Below are 15,973 nucleotides of genomic sequence, written 5' to 3'. Positions count from 1 at the left end.
ATGGCAAAGGATTCAAAGGTAAAGGCAGAGGACTTCAAGGTTGTCCCAGGGGAGGCAGCTGGCACCGTAGCTGCGCAGTCTATAGGGGAGCCCAGCACGCAGATGATGCTCAGGACCTTCCACTCCGCAGGAATAACATCCGTAATAGCGACAAGGGGCCTTCCGCGAATAATAGAGCTTGTTGACGCAAGGAAGAGGCCTAAGTTCCCATCCATGATAGTGAGCCTTGAGAAGGGCATAAGCAAGAACTACGAGAAGGCAAGGGAGATATGGAGGAAGCTGGAGGAGGTCAAGGTATCCAATACGATAAAGGGCTTCGACGAGAACTTCAGGACCGGCACCCTTGTATTGCACCTGGATCCTGAAAAGCTTTCCTTCTACGAGATGACAGGCAGGTCGATAGCTGCGAGGCTATCCAAGAGGGGGGACATAGACGCGGAATTGGAAGGGGATGAAATAAAGATAAAGGTGAAGAAGAAGGAGAGCGTGAGGAGCACAAGGACCACGTTCGTCCACGTCCTAAGCTCTGCCATCATAGGCATACCTGGGGTCAACAAGGCGCTGATACAGCAGCACGACGACGGGACATTCTACATAACGACGGCAGGCAGCAACATGGAGGAGGTCATGAAGATAGACGGCGTTGACAAGTGGAAAATATACTCGAACGACCAGTTCGAGGTCGCAAGGGTATACGGCATAGAGGCAGCGAGGAACATGCTTGCCAACGAGCTCATAGAGACGATAAAGGACGAGGGCATAACAGTAAGCTTCAGGCACATAGGGCTTCTAGCTGATGCGATGACGTACACCGGAGCCATAAGGAGCGCCGGAAGGCACGGGATAGCGGGGGACAAGGACTCTGTCCTTGCAAGGGCAGCATACGAGGAAACCGTAAAGCACTTCGTCAATGCGGGTGTATTCGGGGAGCGCGACCAATTGAAGGGAGTTGCGGAGAACATACTCATAGGCAAGCAGATAGGCCTTGGCACAGGCAGGATAAAGCTGATCGTGAAGAAGGCAGACATCAAGAAGCTGAAGTGAAAGCTTCGCCTCTGCTATGCAACCGAATTAAAAATAAAAGACAAAAATAGAAAGCAGAGGCGCAAGCAACTGCTTTATTGTTTATTGCAGTTCATCAAAGCAAGCCAATCAGCGCCTGAGGTACTTTATGGTGCTAGCAACTTGGCTTGCAGTTGCCGCCGCCTGCTGCGCCACGTACATGTATTCCTGGTCTGCAATCGCGTTTGCGCGCCTGATATCCGCCTTGGACATCGCGTTCGCGTTGCTTATGCCGTTCTGGTTGGACTGCAGCGTCTGCGAGACAAGGACGTCATAAGGCCTTCCGCATACAGGCATCTGCGCGTTTACGCCTGCCTGGCTGCCTCCGCCGAAACCCCCTCCGCCGCTCCACGAGGTTGTCTGAACGTTGGCGCATGGCTGTTGCACCTGCTCCACTTGCTGCGGCTGCGCTTCAGCGTATCGCTGCTGCGGAACCTGGCTGACCTGCGGCGCTGGCACTGGCGCTGCCTGCTGCACATACTGCGGCTGCGCAGGCTGTACATTTTCACTTGGTGAGTAGGCCCTTGGCGCAGGCGTTGCTACATGCCTTGTTGAATGCCTGTAGTGCCTTGCGTGCTTCGGATAAGCATAGTTTGTGTTGCTGTTATTGTTGGATATCCTGACTATCGGCGCCTTGTTAGGTACCTCGTTTGTCTTTATGTAGTGGTAGCTGTCAATTGATGCTATTGCAAGCGCGGCCACTACGGCAGTCTTGCCGAACCATCCCATCTTCCTCCTTCCTGAATCATTCGAAACGCTTTCTGTCGGAGCGGAAGCTGACGGGACATTCCTCGCCTGGTCAAACCTTTCCCTTTCGACATTTGCTGCTCTGTTTATTGTAACCATAAATACACCCTATAGTAGTTCGCAGTTAAGGAGATATATATACCTTTGTCATCCCCTGGCCATTAAGAACCATTTAAAAAGCTTTCTGTCGTGGCGCGTGCCGGCAACTGCCATTCCGCTTTGCGCAGCGCTTGCTAAGCCCTGTTCCCATGCGACCGCGCGGACATTTTGTGACATTGAAAATTTGGGATTAATGTCAAGGTATATAAGAGTATGCACCTATTACTTATCATTTTGTCGGTGTATTCAATGCCACAGGAAAGACCATTTGATTTGCTGAACAGGGTCCTCGGCCAGCAGGTAATGATAAGGCTGAAGGGCAACACGAACATCAGAGGAAGGATTGTATCTTTCGACGCACACATGAATGTAGTCATAGAGAACGCAGAGGAGATTGAGGACGGGGAACTCAAGGCCAAGATAGGGACTATCCTGCTGCGCGGCGGGAACATAATATTTGTGTCGCCGGCTTGATGCTAACGTGGGCTCCTGGCGTAACGGTAGCGCGCCTGCATGGCATGCAGGAGGTTGCGGGTTCAAATTAGCAATGCTATGAAATTCCCGCGGAGTCCACCATTGCTTTTGGCACAATCAGTCCAGCGGCAGCTTGTCCCTGTCAAGCCTCCTGCGGAACTCATCGTATATCTTCGTGGGCGCGGCGTCTTTTCTCAACATAGATGCGTTAATGCGATTGTCCAGCATCTTGTATCTTTCGAAAACGATTATTTCCGAAACCGGGGCTGTGCCTTCGTCGCCGTTCTTGTAGTAAACCCTGCTCCCCACCTTTATAGTCAATCTCTTCAGTTCGGGATTGTTTAGGTTGGTTTTCGAGCTTGAATTCGCATCGATAACTGCGCCGTTGGTTATGCTGTAGACGTTCCCGTCCCTGGTCTTGAAATATATTGTTGGGGCCTTGTACTTGTCAATCGCGCTCCCGTTTATGTGCCCAGCCAAGGAATACGCCTGGCCGCGCAGGAAGAGTTTTTTGCCTATCGCGGCAACCTTGATGCCGCAATCCAGGTCGAGAACTTCAACAACCGTGCTGTTTTGGGTCCTGGGTACTGTCGTGGTTGTCATTCCAACAATAAACATACGTGCGCATGTTTATTATTCTTTTTGTACACCTTGGCATTTCCGCGTGGCTTCCGCTATACGTTGTCCAGCTTTATCCTGTTAAGCATGAGGCTTGAGAGTATGCTTGTAAGCACTATCACCATGAAGGATACGTAGAATATCTGCGAGTTGTAGAATCCCCCTATGCCGTAGAGTATGCTGGCAAGCGTCGCCACAGCCACGCCGCGCGGCATCAGCGCCAGGAAGAGCTTCCTGTCCCTGGGGCTGTTGCCTTTCAGTATAGCCCTGCCTTCCAGGTACCTAGCTATTACGAGAACCGCGGTTATGATTATCCCGTATGCGAGATACTGTATCGAGAGCACAGCTATCATGCCCATGAACACGAAGAAGAATGTCGTTATCAGGAACTCCAGCTCCCTTTCGACCGACATTTCGCCCTTCTTGTTTATCCTCGTGTTAAGCTTCAGCGGCTCGGCTATGATCTTCTCGTTCCCTATAACCATACCGAATATCATCACAGATATTATTGCTGCCCCGTTGAACACGTCGACTATGCCGTATATGAGGAGCGCTATCGCTATTGTTGCAAGGTACTCCCTCGAGCTTTTGATGGAGCCCATTACGAATACCCATGCAAACCCCGCGGCAAGCCCTATCATCACAGCTATGCCCACATAGTCAAGCAGGTAGCTTGCGGAGGAATAGGCGGTAATAACCTGGCTGCCTGAAAAGGCTAGTAGTATGGAGAATATGAATATCGCAGCCACCGAGTTTATCGTCGTCTCCATGAACAATATGTCGAATATGTTGGACTCTATCTTCACCCTCTTTATGAAGGGTATTACAACTATGTTCGTTGTCTCCCCGAGTATGGCGCCGAGTATCGCTCCGTATATCAGCGGCCACCCGAAGGCATAGTGCATCAGTGCGGAAAGCACCACCATGGAGAGAAGCGTATCCAGTATGCCGAGCGCGCTCCCCTTCCACCCTGTCATGAACTGCCTGTCGAACTTGAGGCGCCTGCTGCCGTTGAACATTATCACTATCAGCGCCAGGCTCCCGAACAGCGGCGCGAAGGACCTCAGGGTGGTTATGGTGCCGAAGGTTACGAACCCCATCCTCGCGATTATTATGCCTATGAGCATCAGTATGAGGACTTCCGGCACCCTAGTGCGCCTGAAGATGGCAAGGCCTATGTATCCTATTATTATGACAAGGGCTATTGCTATGAGTATGGACGAACTTGAGCTCAGCTGAAGCAGTGCGGTTATCATGCCAACATTCAGATGCACTTGCAACTAATTTAAATGTTGGGGTAGCCTGCGGATTGCAGAAAAACAGGTACGTGGGCCTCATTCGGGCTTAGAGCCCCTGAGCTTTATGCTTGCGTCCTTGTTGCCCAGCTTGTATAGCGTGTCAAGCTCGCCCTCCCATTCCTTCTTCCACTTGAATATCGTGTACCCGCCCACCCTGTTGTCCCTCTTGAGGTACGCGCTAAGCACCAGCTCTCCCTTGTATGATATCTTCATGTGCCTGAAGAACACCTTCCTGACCTCGCTTGACATGAATTCCGTATACCCGTACTCTATGCCCAGGTTGCCTCCCTTGTATGCGAATGTGTGCTGGACAACCTCGCCGCCGCTTCCCTCCTCAACCACTTCCTGCTTCTCCCTGGCAGGTATCTTCATTGCCAGGTCCAGCGCCTTCATGGAAATGGAATCCAGCCTGCCTTCCTCCTTTTCGTGCATTTTGTGCATTATTATCACTTAAATAGGTTTTATGCAACGGAATCCGCTGCAAAATTGATACCATAGCTTAAAATATTATAAATTGCATGTAATATAATAACTTATTCATTTCCTAGGTTATTGCGCAGAATATGCAAGCAAGGTGACTTTATGATAAGGCAACCCATAATAGCGGTAATGGGACACGTAGATCATGGGAAGACGAGTCTTTTGGATAAGATAAGGAACTCCACCGTAGCGGCAAGGGAAGCAGGAGGAATAACGCAGCACATAGGAGCAAGCGAGGTTCCCATAGATGTTGTCAATTCTATATGCGGGCCATTGCTGAAAGCGGCAAACATAAAGATAACCATACCCGGACTTCTCTTCATAGACACGCCAGGACATGAGGCGTTCACCAACCTTAGAGTCAGGGGAGGGAGCGTTGCCGACATAGCGATACTTGTGGTCGACGTAACAAAGGGGTTTGAGCCGCAGACAATAGAGGCCATAGAGATACTCAAGCAGTACAGGACCCCTTTCGTAGTTGCCGCGAACAAGATCGACCTGATTACCGGCTGGCGCGACTCAAAATCCAAGAGCTTAATGGAATCTCTTAGTAAGGTGAACGGCGGCCTGTCCGACGAGATGGATACGCGGGTATACGAAATGGTGGGGAAACTGAGCGAGTTCGACTTCAACAGCGAGCTGTTCAGCAGGGTCAGGGACTTCCAGAAGGAGATAGCTATAATACCCCTGAGCGCGAAGACCGGGGAGGGAATAGCAGAGCTGCTGATGGTAGTAACAGGATTGGCGCAAAGGTACCTTGAGGCAAAGCTCAAGATAGAGATCAGCGGCGCTGGAAAGGGCAGCATACTGGAGAAGAAGGAGATAAAGGGCCTAGGCACTACGATAGACGTCATACTGTACGACGGCACGCTTCATGCGAACGACACCGTGGCTTTCGCGACAGCCACAGGCATATCAACCGCAAAGATAAGGGCGTTGCTGAAGCCGAAGCTGGGTCGCCAGAGCGATTCCGCATCGGGATTCACGTACGTCGATTCTGTGGGCGCGGCAAGCGGCGTGAAGATAAGCGGCAACGGTCTCGACGAGGCGATGCCAGGCTCACCTGTAATACAAGTCACAGATTCCGACTACAGCAAGGAGATAAAATCCGAGATAGGGGATGTGTTCAAGACAGACAAGAACGGCGTCATACTGAAGGCGGATACCATAGGGAGCATGGACGCGATATCCAAGCTCGTCAACAGTGCAGGATTCGGCATAAGCAAGAAGGAGATAGGCAGCATCACCAAGCGTGACGTCATAGACGCGTTCGGCATGAAGGGGCAGGATCCATTGAGCGCAGTCATACTAGCATTCAACGTTGGCATGGAGCATGATGCGCGCGAGCTTGCCGATACCAGCGGCGTGAAGGTGATAGAGGGCAACATAATCTACAAGATCATAGACGATTACAAGCTTTTCGTGGAGCAGGAACAGAAGCTTTCTGCGGATAAGATGGAGGGCAGGATCACCTTTCCTGGAGCTGTGGAGATACTCCCAGGGGCATGCTTCAGGGCCTCCCACCCGGCAATATTCGGGATAAACGTGATATCGGGGAGGATCAAGCCGGGATACCGGATGATTACAGACAGCGGCATAGTGCTCGGCAAGATAAAGGGCATACAGAACGAGAAGGAGCCTGCTGATTCCGCAAAGAAGGGCGACAGGATGGCCATATCCATAGAGGGGCCCACATTCGGCAGGCAGATAAGGGAGAACCAGGTCCTTTACACCTACATAGGCGAGGAGGACTATAAGCTGCTCACGAAGGACTTCTCAAACCTCATAAGCGACGAGGAGAGGGGGCTCCTCGAGAAGATAAGAAGCATAATAAATGCGGCAAAGCAGCAATTATGAACGTTTCATGCATGCGGATTTCATAGGAAAGGCTTTTATATTGAAGAAGCGTGCGTGTATTAAATAAGAGCGATAACATGGGGGTAACAAAGACTCTTACAAGTGAAGCAACCGGACCGGTACAACAACAAAGCAGGCCTGCTTTGGTCTCAAGGATCTTGCACCAGGATGAAAGGGGGTCCATAACCACGCTGGATTACAACACAGGCATGCGTCCCAGGGAATACACGATAATATACACGCGTGAGGGGTTTTCCAGAGGGGGCGATTTACATCCCACGAAGCAGCATGCGGTGCTGTTGGAAGGCAAGGCGACATGGACGGAAAAGCTGGAGGGCAATGGCTTCAACACATCGGCGCACAGGCTGTACACGGATTTCGTGATAAATGAAAGGATACCGCACTTTTTCACGGCGGAAAAGGACTCGGTAATAGTAACGTGGCTGGAGGGGGATTTCAAGCAGTATCTTGACGATGGGTTGAGAGATTATATAGCATCGAGGAACGCATCGGTGCGAAGCAACGGCCACGTTCCCGCGTCAATGAAGGTGCAGGATGACGGCAAGGGATCTGTAACGACGCTGACTTACAACGAGGAGCAGGGCCTGAAGGAATATAGGATAGCATACACGAATGAGGGGTTCTCAAGGGGAGGGCATTCCCATCCGGAGAGGCAGCACGTGGTGCTGCTGGACGGCGAGGTTGCCTGGACGGCCCAGAAGTCCGCGACAAACCTTCAGATAGAGACGTTCTCGCAACTGCCGTGCAAGATTGTCGAGATACCGGAATGGGTGCCGCACTTCTACAGGGCAAAGAGGCCGTCGCTCATGATTTCATGGCAGGAGGGCATGAAGTTCGAGGAATATGCAGATGGCTACATGAAATCGCTCATGAGGAAATAGCGGGTATTCGGAAGTTTGCATTTCTTTTACCGCCTTTCTTTTTTTGCACGCGATTGATTTTTATTCCGCGTGTGCGTCTTAATTCCGTGAAATAAATGGGGGCAATACACATAGAGCAGAAGGACAGGGTGCGCGTTGACGAGCAGATTGTGGAGTTCGTGGAGCGCAAGGGAGTAGGGCATCCTGACAGCCTCATAGACGGGATAGTGGAGAACGTAAGCCTGGAGCTGAACAAGGAGTACATAGAGAACGCTGGGCGCATACTCCACCACAACGTTGACAAGGGGCTCATAATAGGGGGGTCTTCGGAGGTGGAGTTCGGGAAAGGAGTCATAACAAAGCCGATAGAGGTCATAGTTGCCGGAAGGGCCACGCAGGACTTCCAGAACGAGAGGATTGCGGTAGACGAGATCGCGAAAAAGGCGGCGCTCGATTACCTCAGGGAGCACACCAGGTTCCTCGACCTGGAAAAGGAGGTGGTGATAGTGCCGAAGATAATGAAGGGATCCGGGGACCTGAACGAGATATTCGCAAGGGCGACTGAGATGCCGCTTGCGAATGATACCTCTTTCGGCTTGGGCTTTGCGCCGTTCACGGAAACGGAGCGGCTCACGCTTGAGACGGAGAGGTTCCTCAACGGCAAGGATTACAAGAGGGCAATGGAAATGGTAGGGGAGGACGTGAAGGTGATGGGAGTCAGGGAGAACGACAGCATAACGCTTACCGTAGCGATAGCATTCGTGGCCAGATTCATCAACAGCATTGACGAATATGCGGCTGCAAAGGAGAGGATAGCTAAAGACATACTGGGCAACGCCAAGAAGATCACGAGCAAGGAGGTGAGCATAGCGATAAACAACGGCGATTCCCACGAGCTCGGGGAGGTTTACCTTACCAAGTCAGGGCTGAGCTGCGAGTCAGGGGATGACGGCGCGGTCGGAAGGGGCAACAGGGTCAACGGGCTCATAACCCCTTTCAGGCACATGAGCCTCGAGGCCGCAGCAGGAAAGAACCCGGTGAACCACGTGGGCAAGATATACAGCATAGTCTCAAGGGAGATAGCGCAGGACATAGTGAAGCTCTACCCGATGATAAGGGAGTGCAACGTGGCGATGGTATCGCAGATAGGCAGGAAGATAAACGACCCCAAGAGCCTGTACATAGAGGCGATAATGGAGAGGGGTGAAAGGCTTGACCCCATAAGCTCCAAGGTGAGGGACATTGCGAGCGAAACAGTAAGCAACATGAGCTACATAACAGAGGAGCTTGCAAGGGGCAAATACGAGATGTTCTAGGTATTTTCATGGTCACTATTGGATTCGATCTTGACGGAACTTTCACGGACACCTGGAGGCCCATGCTTCTTTTGATGGAGAGAAGGCACGGGATAAAGGCAAGCAAGGAGGAGATAAGGCACCACGAGCTGACGGAAAACGAGCCGTTCAGGAGGCTCACCAGGGAGCAGGCTACGGTCGCATTCGAGGACGTCTGGAGGGATTACAGGTCAATACCGCTGGAGCACCCGCGCATACCGGAAATGGTAAGGGATTTCAGGCGCACTTACGGCAGGATACTGCAGGTGACATCAACCGTAGCTGACAGAAAGACCATACACAGCTACCTGGATTACAGGGGAATAACAGGCATCGACAGCATATTCTGGTGCAGGGATCCAAAGGAAAAGACACGATCTGGCGTGGACGTGATTGTGGACGACAACCACGTGGTCATAGAGGCCTTCGCAAATGCCGGATTGGGTGCGGTGCTGCTGGCGCAGCCGTGGAACGAGGACTTCAGGAATGCGAACAGGGGCAATCCGAACTTTGCAGTTGCGATGAACTGGCCCGAGCTACCAGATATACTCATGGGAATTGCAAAAGGCAGGAAAAGTAACGGAAATGGCGATTTGAGTGGTCTTTCAAGGAGATAAACAGGTGATTAGATGGAGGCTGAAATAGGCATAATAGGCGGATCGGGGTTCTATTCGCTTCTCGAGGATGCGGAGAGCATTGACGTGGACACGGATTACGGCAAGCCGAGCGACAGCATATCGGTAGGAACCATATCAGGCAGGAGGGTGGCGTTCATACCGAGGCATTCGAAAAGGCACAACATACCGCCGCACAAAGTGCCCTACAGGGCGAACATACAGGCGCTGCACGATCTTGGGGTGAGCAGGATAATAGCTACGAATGCAGTCGGGTCCCTGAACCCTAAATACAAGATAGGGCAGATAGTCGCGCTGGACCAGTTCGTGAATTTCACTTCCGGAAGGGAGGATACGTTCTTCGAGAAGGAGGTTGCGCACGTGAGCACTGCGGATCCTTACTGCCCGGAATTGAGAGGCATAGCAAATTCCGCGGCCGAAAGCCTTGGCCTGGATTATTCTGGCAGTGGCTCAGTGATAGTGATAAACGGGCCGAGGTTCTCGACAAGGGCAGAATCGATGCTGTTCAGGAAGCAGGGATTCGACCTGATAAACATGACGCAGTACCCCGAAGTTGCGCTTGCAAGGGAGAGATCCATCTGCTACATTGCATTCGGCGTTGTGACGGACTACGACTCCGGGCTCATCGGAGTGGAAGGTGTGGAGCCGGTAAGCCACAAGGAGGTCATAGAGGCCTTTTCCAGGAACATCGGCAAGGTAAAGGACCTTGTCAGGGAGACGGCAGGGCGCGTGCCAGGGCAGAGGAACTGCAAATGCGCTGACGCGCTTAAGGATGCGGTCATGCCGTCAAACTGATGATATGGATAGAATGTCAGTTGTTCTCCATCATTTCTATCCTCTTGGACAGCTCCCTTACCTCGGTCTCCAGGCTCCTCCTGTAGTCCTTCATCATCTCAAGTAGTTCCTTGTCCGTCAGGAAATTCCTTATCTCGATTGCGGCTTTTCTATCGCACATCTCTAAACACCAGTATTAATCTGTCCGGAAATTTATTTAAATGTTTAGGATATCCTATATGACAGCTGCAATGCGACTTCAGGAGCCCAGATCCTTCTTCATCGCCTCGAACTGCTTCTTGGTTATTTCCCCTTTCGCATATCTCAGCTTCAGTATTTTCATGTGCTCCTCGTCTGGCTTTCCAGAGACTCTTGGGGCGTCGTCGCCTGCATCTTCGGGCTGCTCGTCCCCTTCGTCGTCATCGTTTTCAACATCTGCCTTTGTGTATTTTCCGGATTTCTCTATAACCCTGGGCTCAAGAGATCCTCCAATCAGCCCGCCTATCGTCACCAGTATTATGCCGCCTATGCTTATAAGCCCTAGCAGACTGCTTACGCCTATCCCGAAGAGGCCGCCCACCAATGCGCCTATCCCTCCGCCTATGGAGCCTCCCAGTGCCGTAAACAGGAACGCCAGGAGAACAAGCCCGAATATCCCCGAGAGGAACCCAGCCATCATTCCCCTGCCTGAGCCCTTTGCGATTGCCCCTGCAATGATCCCTGCTATGAAAGCCCCAACTACAGGTATCCATCCTATTATAACCATGGCTATGAATCCGGTTATTACGCCCAGTCCCATGTTTCCTGTTTTGACAACCCTGGTCATCGGGCACCATCCAATACAGATATTACAGATATTTCCTTGACTGAATTTGCTTTTAGCCCGTATCTGTTCCTTTTGGAAACCCAGTAGACCTTTTTGCCTGGTGCCGCCTTAAATTCCAAATTCGGGTAATCCAGCACGTGAGAACCAGTAATAATCAGCCTGGGCCTCACTTTGCTCTTTAGTTCTACCCTCATAGTAATCATTGCGGTTGCGTTGACATTTTACGGCACATAAATTACAGCCAGTAGCTCACACGTAATTGAACGGCCTGAGCTTGATGAACGGGGCCTTCACGTTAATCACGTATTTGAGCCTTTCAACCACTCCAAAGTCGAACCCGTCAACCTTTTTGTAGTATTTCCACTTCCTCCTGCTGCTTGCGTCCACCAGCATCACGGCGCCCAGCATCTTAAGCTCTGTAAGATGCTGGCTTACGGTAGACGGCGCAAGACCCAGCTGCTTGCTTATGTCAGTCATAGTCTTAGGACTCCCAGATATCATTTCCAAGATGGCCTTTTTTGTCCTGAAGATTCTCATTTTTCCACCCTATTATTCCACCCTATTGCTTAATCATCATAAGGGGGTGACGCAGATATGACATTTTTCAGCCCCCCACGCCTTGCCCCCTACCAGTGACGTACCTTAACCCAGTACCCTTGTAGATAGTTTAAAACAAAAGTATATATATCGTTTCAATTATTCATAATTTTATTAAGGTTTTTACCCTTTTGCTCAGTTTTATATTTTTATAATGACAAACGCAATACAGGGTTTTGAAATAAATACAAATTTTTACGTTTTTAATCAGTTTTTATATGGCAACCTTAACATTAATACATAATTTACACGTTAAAGACCTATATTTGCCTAATTTTCCCAATATTAATGGTAATGTTTTTATATTCTGATGCAAAAATATCTGTGTGAAGGAATACAGCTACGTAAAGAGGGCTCTGCTGCGCGAGCTAAGCGAGAATTCAAGGATCCCTGTTACGGCCCTCGCGAAAAAAATGAAGTGCTCCAGGAATACCATAGTAAACAACATTAAATACCTGGAAAGGGAATTTGACCTGCATTATACGCTCGAGTTCAACACCGAAATGCTGTTCATACAAAGCCACATATGGTGCATAAAGTTCGGCAGGAAGCCTAAAACCAAGTATTTGAAGGAATTGCTTGAGGAGGAAGGCACCGTGCAGTTTGCCGCAAGGACAAGCGGGGACTTCGACCTGATCATGAACATAGCCGCTTATTCAGGAGAAAAATACATGAGAAGCGCCATAAAAATCATCATCGGGCTCCTTGACTACAAGCCGGTGGTTGAGCCGTCGCTGATTTCGATGGTGCATACAGGGTTCATGCCCCTGCAGGATTCAACGATAAAGGATCTCAAGCAAAATGCCCGCTTGGAGTCTTTTGACCCCCTGGACAGGAACATACTCGTGATTCTAAATGAAAATTCAAGGACCACATACAAAAAGATCGCAAAAATGTTGAAGGAGGATGTGGAGACTATAAGGTACAGGATAAGGGCCTTGTCGGATGCGGGCATTATAAGGAGATTCACGATTGTCTTGAAAAAACCTCCGACAGATTATAACATAGTGTTCTTGATGAATTACAAGTTCTCACCCGGTATAATTGAAAGGTATGAAAAGGCGCGCAATTACTATATTGGTTTTGAGGAGAACCTGAATGCGGTAAACAAATTCCAGTATCTTTCGCTCATGAGCGGAAGCTATACGCTCTTTGGTATGGGCTGCTTCGAAAATGAGGAAACTGGAATAAAGGAGGCAGTCATGGAGCACAAAAAAATTTACAGTCAGGACAATCCAACGGTAAGCTTTGCAAAAATAACAGAAGTCGTAAAGGGATACAATCCAATAAGGAGCATTTACCTCAAGGACGATTACAAGCCCATAGAATGGAAGTAGATACCATTCCGGTAGGATGATAAATAAAAATATGTTGGGACGGCGCGGGGGTATTAGAATCCGCTTTTACCGTCCCATGTAAAACCTTTTCCACCCAGTGACGTACTTTAACCCAGTATCCTTGTAGATAGTTTAAAACAAAAGTATATATATCGTTTCAATTATTCATAATTTTATTAAGGTTTTTACCCTTTTGCTCAATCTCAAGGGTATTTTTTTGGCGATTAATAGATTTAGGCTTTGGCAATGAAAAGAAGAAATATTTATAAACTTGCAAAGAGTATCCTACCCGTGAAGGAATACAGCTACGTAAAGAGGGCTCTGCTGCGCGAGCTAAGCGAGAATTCAAGGATCCCTGTTACGGCCCTCGCGAAAAAAATGAAGTGCTCCAGGAATACCATATTGAATAACATGAAGTTCCTGGAGAAGGAATTCGGGCTGTACTACACGCTTGAATTGGACAGGAGTCTTCTCGGCTTTGTGCAAAACTACATAATTACCGTAAAATTTGACAGCAAGCCGGACAGGAAGGACATAATGAGCATGCTGAAGGAAAGCAAATTCGCTTTCTTTGCTGCAGAAACGGAGGGGGATTTCGACCTCCTCATGAAGATGGTCATAAATTCAGGGGAGGAATACATTGATTGGAGCGTGAGGGCCCTGAGCAAATTGCTGCCGTTCAGGCCCACGATTAAAACATCTATCGTAAACGTCGTGAATTCGGGATTTATACCCATAGGTAACGAGGTGCTCAGGAACCTGGATATCTCCAAATTGCGGCTGGACAGGCTGGACAAGAAGATAATCATGCTGTTGAACGGGGATTCGCGAATTTCCTATATAGACATGGCAAATATACTGAAGGAGGACGTGGAGACGGTAAGGTACAGGATGAAGAAAATCTCCAAAACCGGGCTGATACACAAATTCACCGTAGTGCTGAAAAAAGCACCAATCAACTACAACATCGCGTTCTTTTTGGAGCACAAGTACACGCCGTCAATTTTCGCAACGTACAGGAACAGCATACAGTACTACAAGGATCTGAACAAGACATTGCCGATCATAAACACATTCGGGTATCTGGCAACCTTGAGCGGAAGCTATACCTTTTTCGGGATAGGCTGCTTTGAAAATGAGGAAAATGCCATAAAGGGCGCGATAATAGCGCACAAGAACCTTTATGAAAATGATGATGCATCGCTCTCATACGCAAAAATCACCAATGTGATCGTCGGAAACTTGCCGATAAGGAACATGGATGTCGAGGGAAGTCTTAATTTTCCGCAATTCTCAGGCAAAAGATAATCCTTCTATCGCATATGCGACATCATGATGGCGAGTATCTCGTCCCTGTTCACCAGCATCTCCTTTATGTCTTCGTTCTCTGCAAGCTCCTGGAAATCAAGCCACTTGCATTGCGTGTTCTCGAAGTTCAGCTTTACTTTTTGCGAATTTGAGCGGAAAACAAAGAACTCGTTTTTCCAGTAGATTCCTTTGTCCCTGTCCGTTATTGTCACCTCAATTTCATCCGCGAGCAATTCCAGGTTGCTCTTTAGAAGGCCGGTTTCCTCGCGTATCTCCCTGTATGCAGCATCTATGTGCCTCTCATTATTTTTTCTTCCGCCGGTGACAAAATACCACTTTCCCGGATGGGTTATGAAATGGCGTATTATCGGGAGGTCCATCCTCTTTAGTATGAGTACGCGCCCATCGCTTATTATCGCTGCATGAATGCCGTCCCTCTCAACTAGTTTCATGGTCCTCTGCAATTCATCACGCGAACTTCCAGGATTGGAGTTGGCTTATTTCTTGTTGCCAGTCACGAAAACGTCCGAGGAAATTTCCATGTTTGCTATCCCCATATTTATGTAAGTGGCACCGGTTGAAAGGCTTTTAATCGATTTCTCCTTGTCGTATTCGTTGTCGAACCTGTCCTTGACCAGCCTGTCAAAGGTGCACCACACTATAGGCGACCTGTTCTTTTCACCGTAGGTGCTTATGTACTCCACTTCCTTTTCTTTTGGAGGAATATTGGAATATGTATAGAGCTCTGTCAGCAACCCGCTGAAGCACCCGGCTATCTCGCTGTCGTCGCCCCTTGTCCCAACAAATTTGCTGCCGTTCGCCTTAAAGCCGATTTCCATTGTTGTGCCGTTGCGGGTGTCCTTTCCGGACATGATTATCATGCCGTTTTGAATCCTCATGCCCAGCTTTACCCAGTCTCCGGATTTTATCCTGAGGGAGTTTGTCTCCCTGTAGAGCATTGGATTGGTGCCGGCGTTTTTTGAATCCGGGAATTTCATCGGGTAGATAATTGAGACGTCTGCCACAGAATTGTTGCATTTGGAATCCTTGCTGTCCCATATTTCATAGGTGAAGTAGAATTTTTTGCGTTCGTTAGTTGATGGCCATTTGTATTCAATTCCGAATTGATACCACCATCCGCTGTCGGTAAGCCCGTTTATCAAATATGCGGGACCGCCGTGGTCCATCAACTGCGGCACTGCGTGGACTATCCGCTCTATGCTTGCGGAATCGTGCCTGAATGTTTCACCGATCATAAGGTTGTACAGAGTCCTTTCATGCCTTTTCCTGGCAAGCGCGGGGGTGGCAACAATGGATGACAAAACGATTCCCGCGATGGCCCTTTTCTCCTTGGCGTAAATCCCCCTTGCCAGGCACATCAACTTTTCCTGCACTGATTTTTTTGGCACTGATTCTTCAATTTTGGACTTAGTAATTGAGGTCATTCCTGCACGTGACTAACAAGGGTGCTTAGATATATAAACTATTCGTATAACAGCCTGTGTCCAATAACTACTGAAAAATTAGGCACACTTTTCAGTAGTTGTCTATTGACGAGAGTTACGTCAAGAATCTGTTGTACACCACCGCCTTCAGAAGTAGTTCCTTCTCTCTCATTTTATTATTTGTCGAGAAGGTATACTCCC

The 15,973-nt window shown here is 49.2% G+C and carries 19 protein-coding genes and 1 tRNA gene; 10 read left to right on the top strand and 10 right to left on the bottom strand.

The features are described 5' to 3' along the window. Window positions 1-1,044 (top strand): DNA-directed RNA polymerase subunit A'', encoded by a 1,044-nt coding sequence (locus KGI06_05140; GenBank protein ID MDE1871592.1) that lies wholly within the window; start codon window positions 1-3, stop codon window positions 1,042-1,044. 108 nt (window positions 1,045-1,152) lie between these two features. Here the strand turns inward: KGI06_05140 and KGI06_05135 are convergent, their stop codons facing one another. Continuing rightward, complete coding sequence (locus tag KGI06_05135; protein MDE1871591.1) at window positions 1,153-1,908, bottom strand: hypothetical protein; 756 nt, start codon at window positions 1,906-1,908, stop codon at window positions 1,153-1,155. A 249-nt stretch (window positions 1,909-2,157) separates the two neighbouring features. On the opposite strand from KGI06_05135, the gene KGI06_05130 reads away from it, so the two are divergent. Further along, window positions 2,158-2,382 carry a small nuclear ribonucleoprotein gene (locus tag KGI06_05130; protein MDE1871590.1) on the top strand — a complete coding sequence of 75 codons (225 nt, stop codon included), beginning with the start codon at window positions 2,158-2,160 and terminating at the stop codon, window positions 2,380-2,382. Between the two features lie 9 nt (window positions 2,383-2,391). Further along, window positions 2,392-2,484, top strand: a tRNA-Ala gene (locus KGI06_05125). A 15-nt stretch (window positions 2,485-2,499) separates the two neighbouring features. On the opposite strand, the gene KGI06_05120 is transcribed toward KGI06_05125, so the two are convergent. The 3 genes from KGI06_05120 to KGI06_05110 form a co-directional block, all read right to left on the bottom strand. Continuing rightward, the gene (locus KGI06_05120) at window positions 2,500-2,985 is read right to left on the bottom strand and encodes a hypothetical protein (protein ID MDE1871589.1); all 486 of its coding nucleotides are present in this window, start codon (window positions 2,983-2,985) and stop codon (window positions 2,500-2,502) included. Between the two features lie 71 nt (window positions 2,986-3,056). Continuing rightward, on the bottom strand, window positions 3,057-4,256 hold the full coding sequence (locus KGI06_05115; protein ID MDE1871588.1) for a cation:proton antiporter: 1,200 nt from the start codon (window positions 4,254-4,256) through the stop codon (window positions 3,057-3,059). 78 nt (window positions 4,257-4,334) lie between these two features. Beyond that, complete coding sequence (locus KGI06_05110) at window positions 4,335-4,739, bottom strand: hypothetical protein (GenBank protein ID MDE1871587.1); 405 nt, start codon at window positions 4,737-4,739, stop codon at window positions 4,335-4,337. Window positions 4,740-4,880: 141 nt separating this feature from the next. On the opposite strand from KGI06_05110, the gene infB reads away from it, so the two are divergent. The 5 genes from infB to KGI06_05085 all read left to right on the top strand — a co-directional run bounded on the left by infB (window position 4,881) and on the right by KGI06_05085 (window position 10,280). Further along, window positions 4,881-6,635, top strand: a complete 1,755-nt coding sequence (gene infB / locus KGI06_05105; GenBank protein ID MDE1871586.1) for a translation initiation factor IF-2 — start codon at window positions 4,881-4,883, stop codon at window positions 6,633-6,635. Window positions 6,636-6,793: 158 nt separating this feature from the next. After that, the gene (locus tag KGI06_05100; protein MDE1871585.1) at window positions 6,794-7,537 is read left to right on the top strand and encodes a hypothetical protein; all 744 of its coding nucleotides are present in this window, start codon (window positions 6,794-6,796) and stop codon (window positions 7,535-7,537) included. 95 nt (window positions 7,538-7,632) lie between these two features. Beyond that, window positions 7,633-8,832 (top strand): methionine adenosyltransferase, encoded by a 1,200-nt coding sequence (locus KGI06_05095; protein ID MDE1871584.1) that lies wholly within the window; start codon window positions 7,633-7,635, stop codon window positions 8,830-8,832. A gap of 8 nt (window positions 8,833-8,840) precedes the next feature. Further along, a complete protein-coding gene (locus KGI06_05090; GenBank protein MDE1871583.1) occupies window positions 8,841-9,467 on the top strand; it encodes a hypothetical protein in 627 nt (208 codons plus the stop codon). Between the two features lie 12 nt (window positions 9,468-9,479). Beyond that, window positions 9,480-10,280, top strand: coding sequence for an S-methyl-5'-thioadenosine phosphorylase (locus KGI06_05085; protein MDE1871582.1), 801 nt, complete (start codon window positions 9,480-9,482; stop codon window positions 10,278-10,280). A 16-nt stretch (window positions 10,281-10,296) separates the two neighbouring features. On the opposite strand, the gene KGI06_05080 is transcribed toward KGI06_05085, so the two are convergent. The 4 genes from KGI06_05080 to KGI06_05065 form a co-directional block, all read right to left on the bottom strand. Continuing rightward, on the bottom strand, window positions 10,297-10,440 hold the full coding sequence (locus KGI06_05080) for a hypothetical protein (protein ID MDE1871581.1): 144 nt from the start codon (window positions 10,438-10,440) through the stop codon (window positions 10,297-10,299). Between the two features lie 78 nt (window positions 10,441-10,518). Then, window positions 10,519-10,602 (bottom strand): SHOCT domain-containing protein, encoded by an 84-nt coding sequence (locus KGI06_05075; GenBank protein MDE1871580.1) that lies wholly within the window; start codon window positions 10,600-10,602, stop codon window positions 10,519-10,521. A gap of 479 nt (window positions 10,603-11,081) precedes the next feature. Next, the gene (locus tag KGI06_05070) at window positions 11,082-11,279 is read right to left on the bottom strand and encodes a hypothetical protein (GenBank protein ID MDE1871579.1); all 198 of its coding nucleotides are present in this window, start codon (window positions 11,277-11,279) and stop codon (window positions 11,082-11,084) included. Window positions 11,280-11,334: 55 nt separating this feature from the next. Next, window positions 11,335-11,622, bottom strand: coding sequence for a winged helix-turn-helix transcriptional regulator (locus tag KGI06_05065; GenBank protein MDE1871578.1), 288 nt, complete (start codon window positions 11,620-11,622; stop codon window positions 11,335-11,337). Window positions 11,623-12,008: 386 nt separating this feature from the next. Here KGI06_05065 and KGI06_05060 point away from each other — a divergent pair, with 386 nt between their 5' ends. Continuing rightward, window positions 12,009-13,019, top strand: a complete 1,011-nt coding sequence (locus KGI06_05060) for an AsnC family transcriptional regulator (protein ID MDE1871577.1) — start codon at window positions 12,009-12,011, stop codon at window positions 13,017-13,019. Window positions 13,020-13,265: 246 nt separating this feature from the next. Beyond that, on the top strand, window positions 13,266-14,327 hold the full coding sequence (locus tag KGI06_05055; protein ID MDE1871576.1) for an Lrp/AsnC family transcriptional regulator: 1,062 nt from the start codon (window positions 13,266-13,268) through the stop codon (window positions 14,325-14,327). Window positions 14,328-14,332: 5 nt separating this feature from the next. Here the strand turns inward: KGI06_05055 and KGI06_05050 are convergent, their stop codons facing one another. Both KGI06_05050 and KGI06_05045 read right to left on the bottom strand, forming a co-directional pair. Next, entirely contained in the window at window positions 14,333-14,791 is a 459-nt protein-coding gene (locus tag KGI06_05050) for an NUDIX domain-containing protein (protein ID MDE1871575.1), read from the bottom strand. A 33-nt stretch (window positions 14,792-14,824) separates the two neighbouring features. After that, window positions 14,825-15,736: a hypothetical protein gene (locus KGI06_05045; GenBank protein MDE1871574.1), complete on the bottom strand. Its 912-nt coding sequence runs from the start codon at window positions 15,734-15,736 to the stop codon at window positions 14,825-14,827. Window positions 15,737-15,973 lie beyond the last annotated feature (237 nt).

This window comes from Candidatus Micrarchaeota archaeon (assembly GCA_028866575.1).
In the GTDB taxonomy this organism is placed as follows: Archaea; Micrarchaeota; Micrarchaeia; order Micrarchaeales; family Micrarchaeaceae; genus UBA12276.
This window is presented reverse-complemented; position numbering and strand designations above follow the sequence as displayed.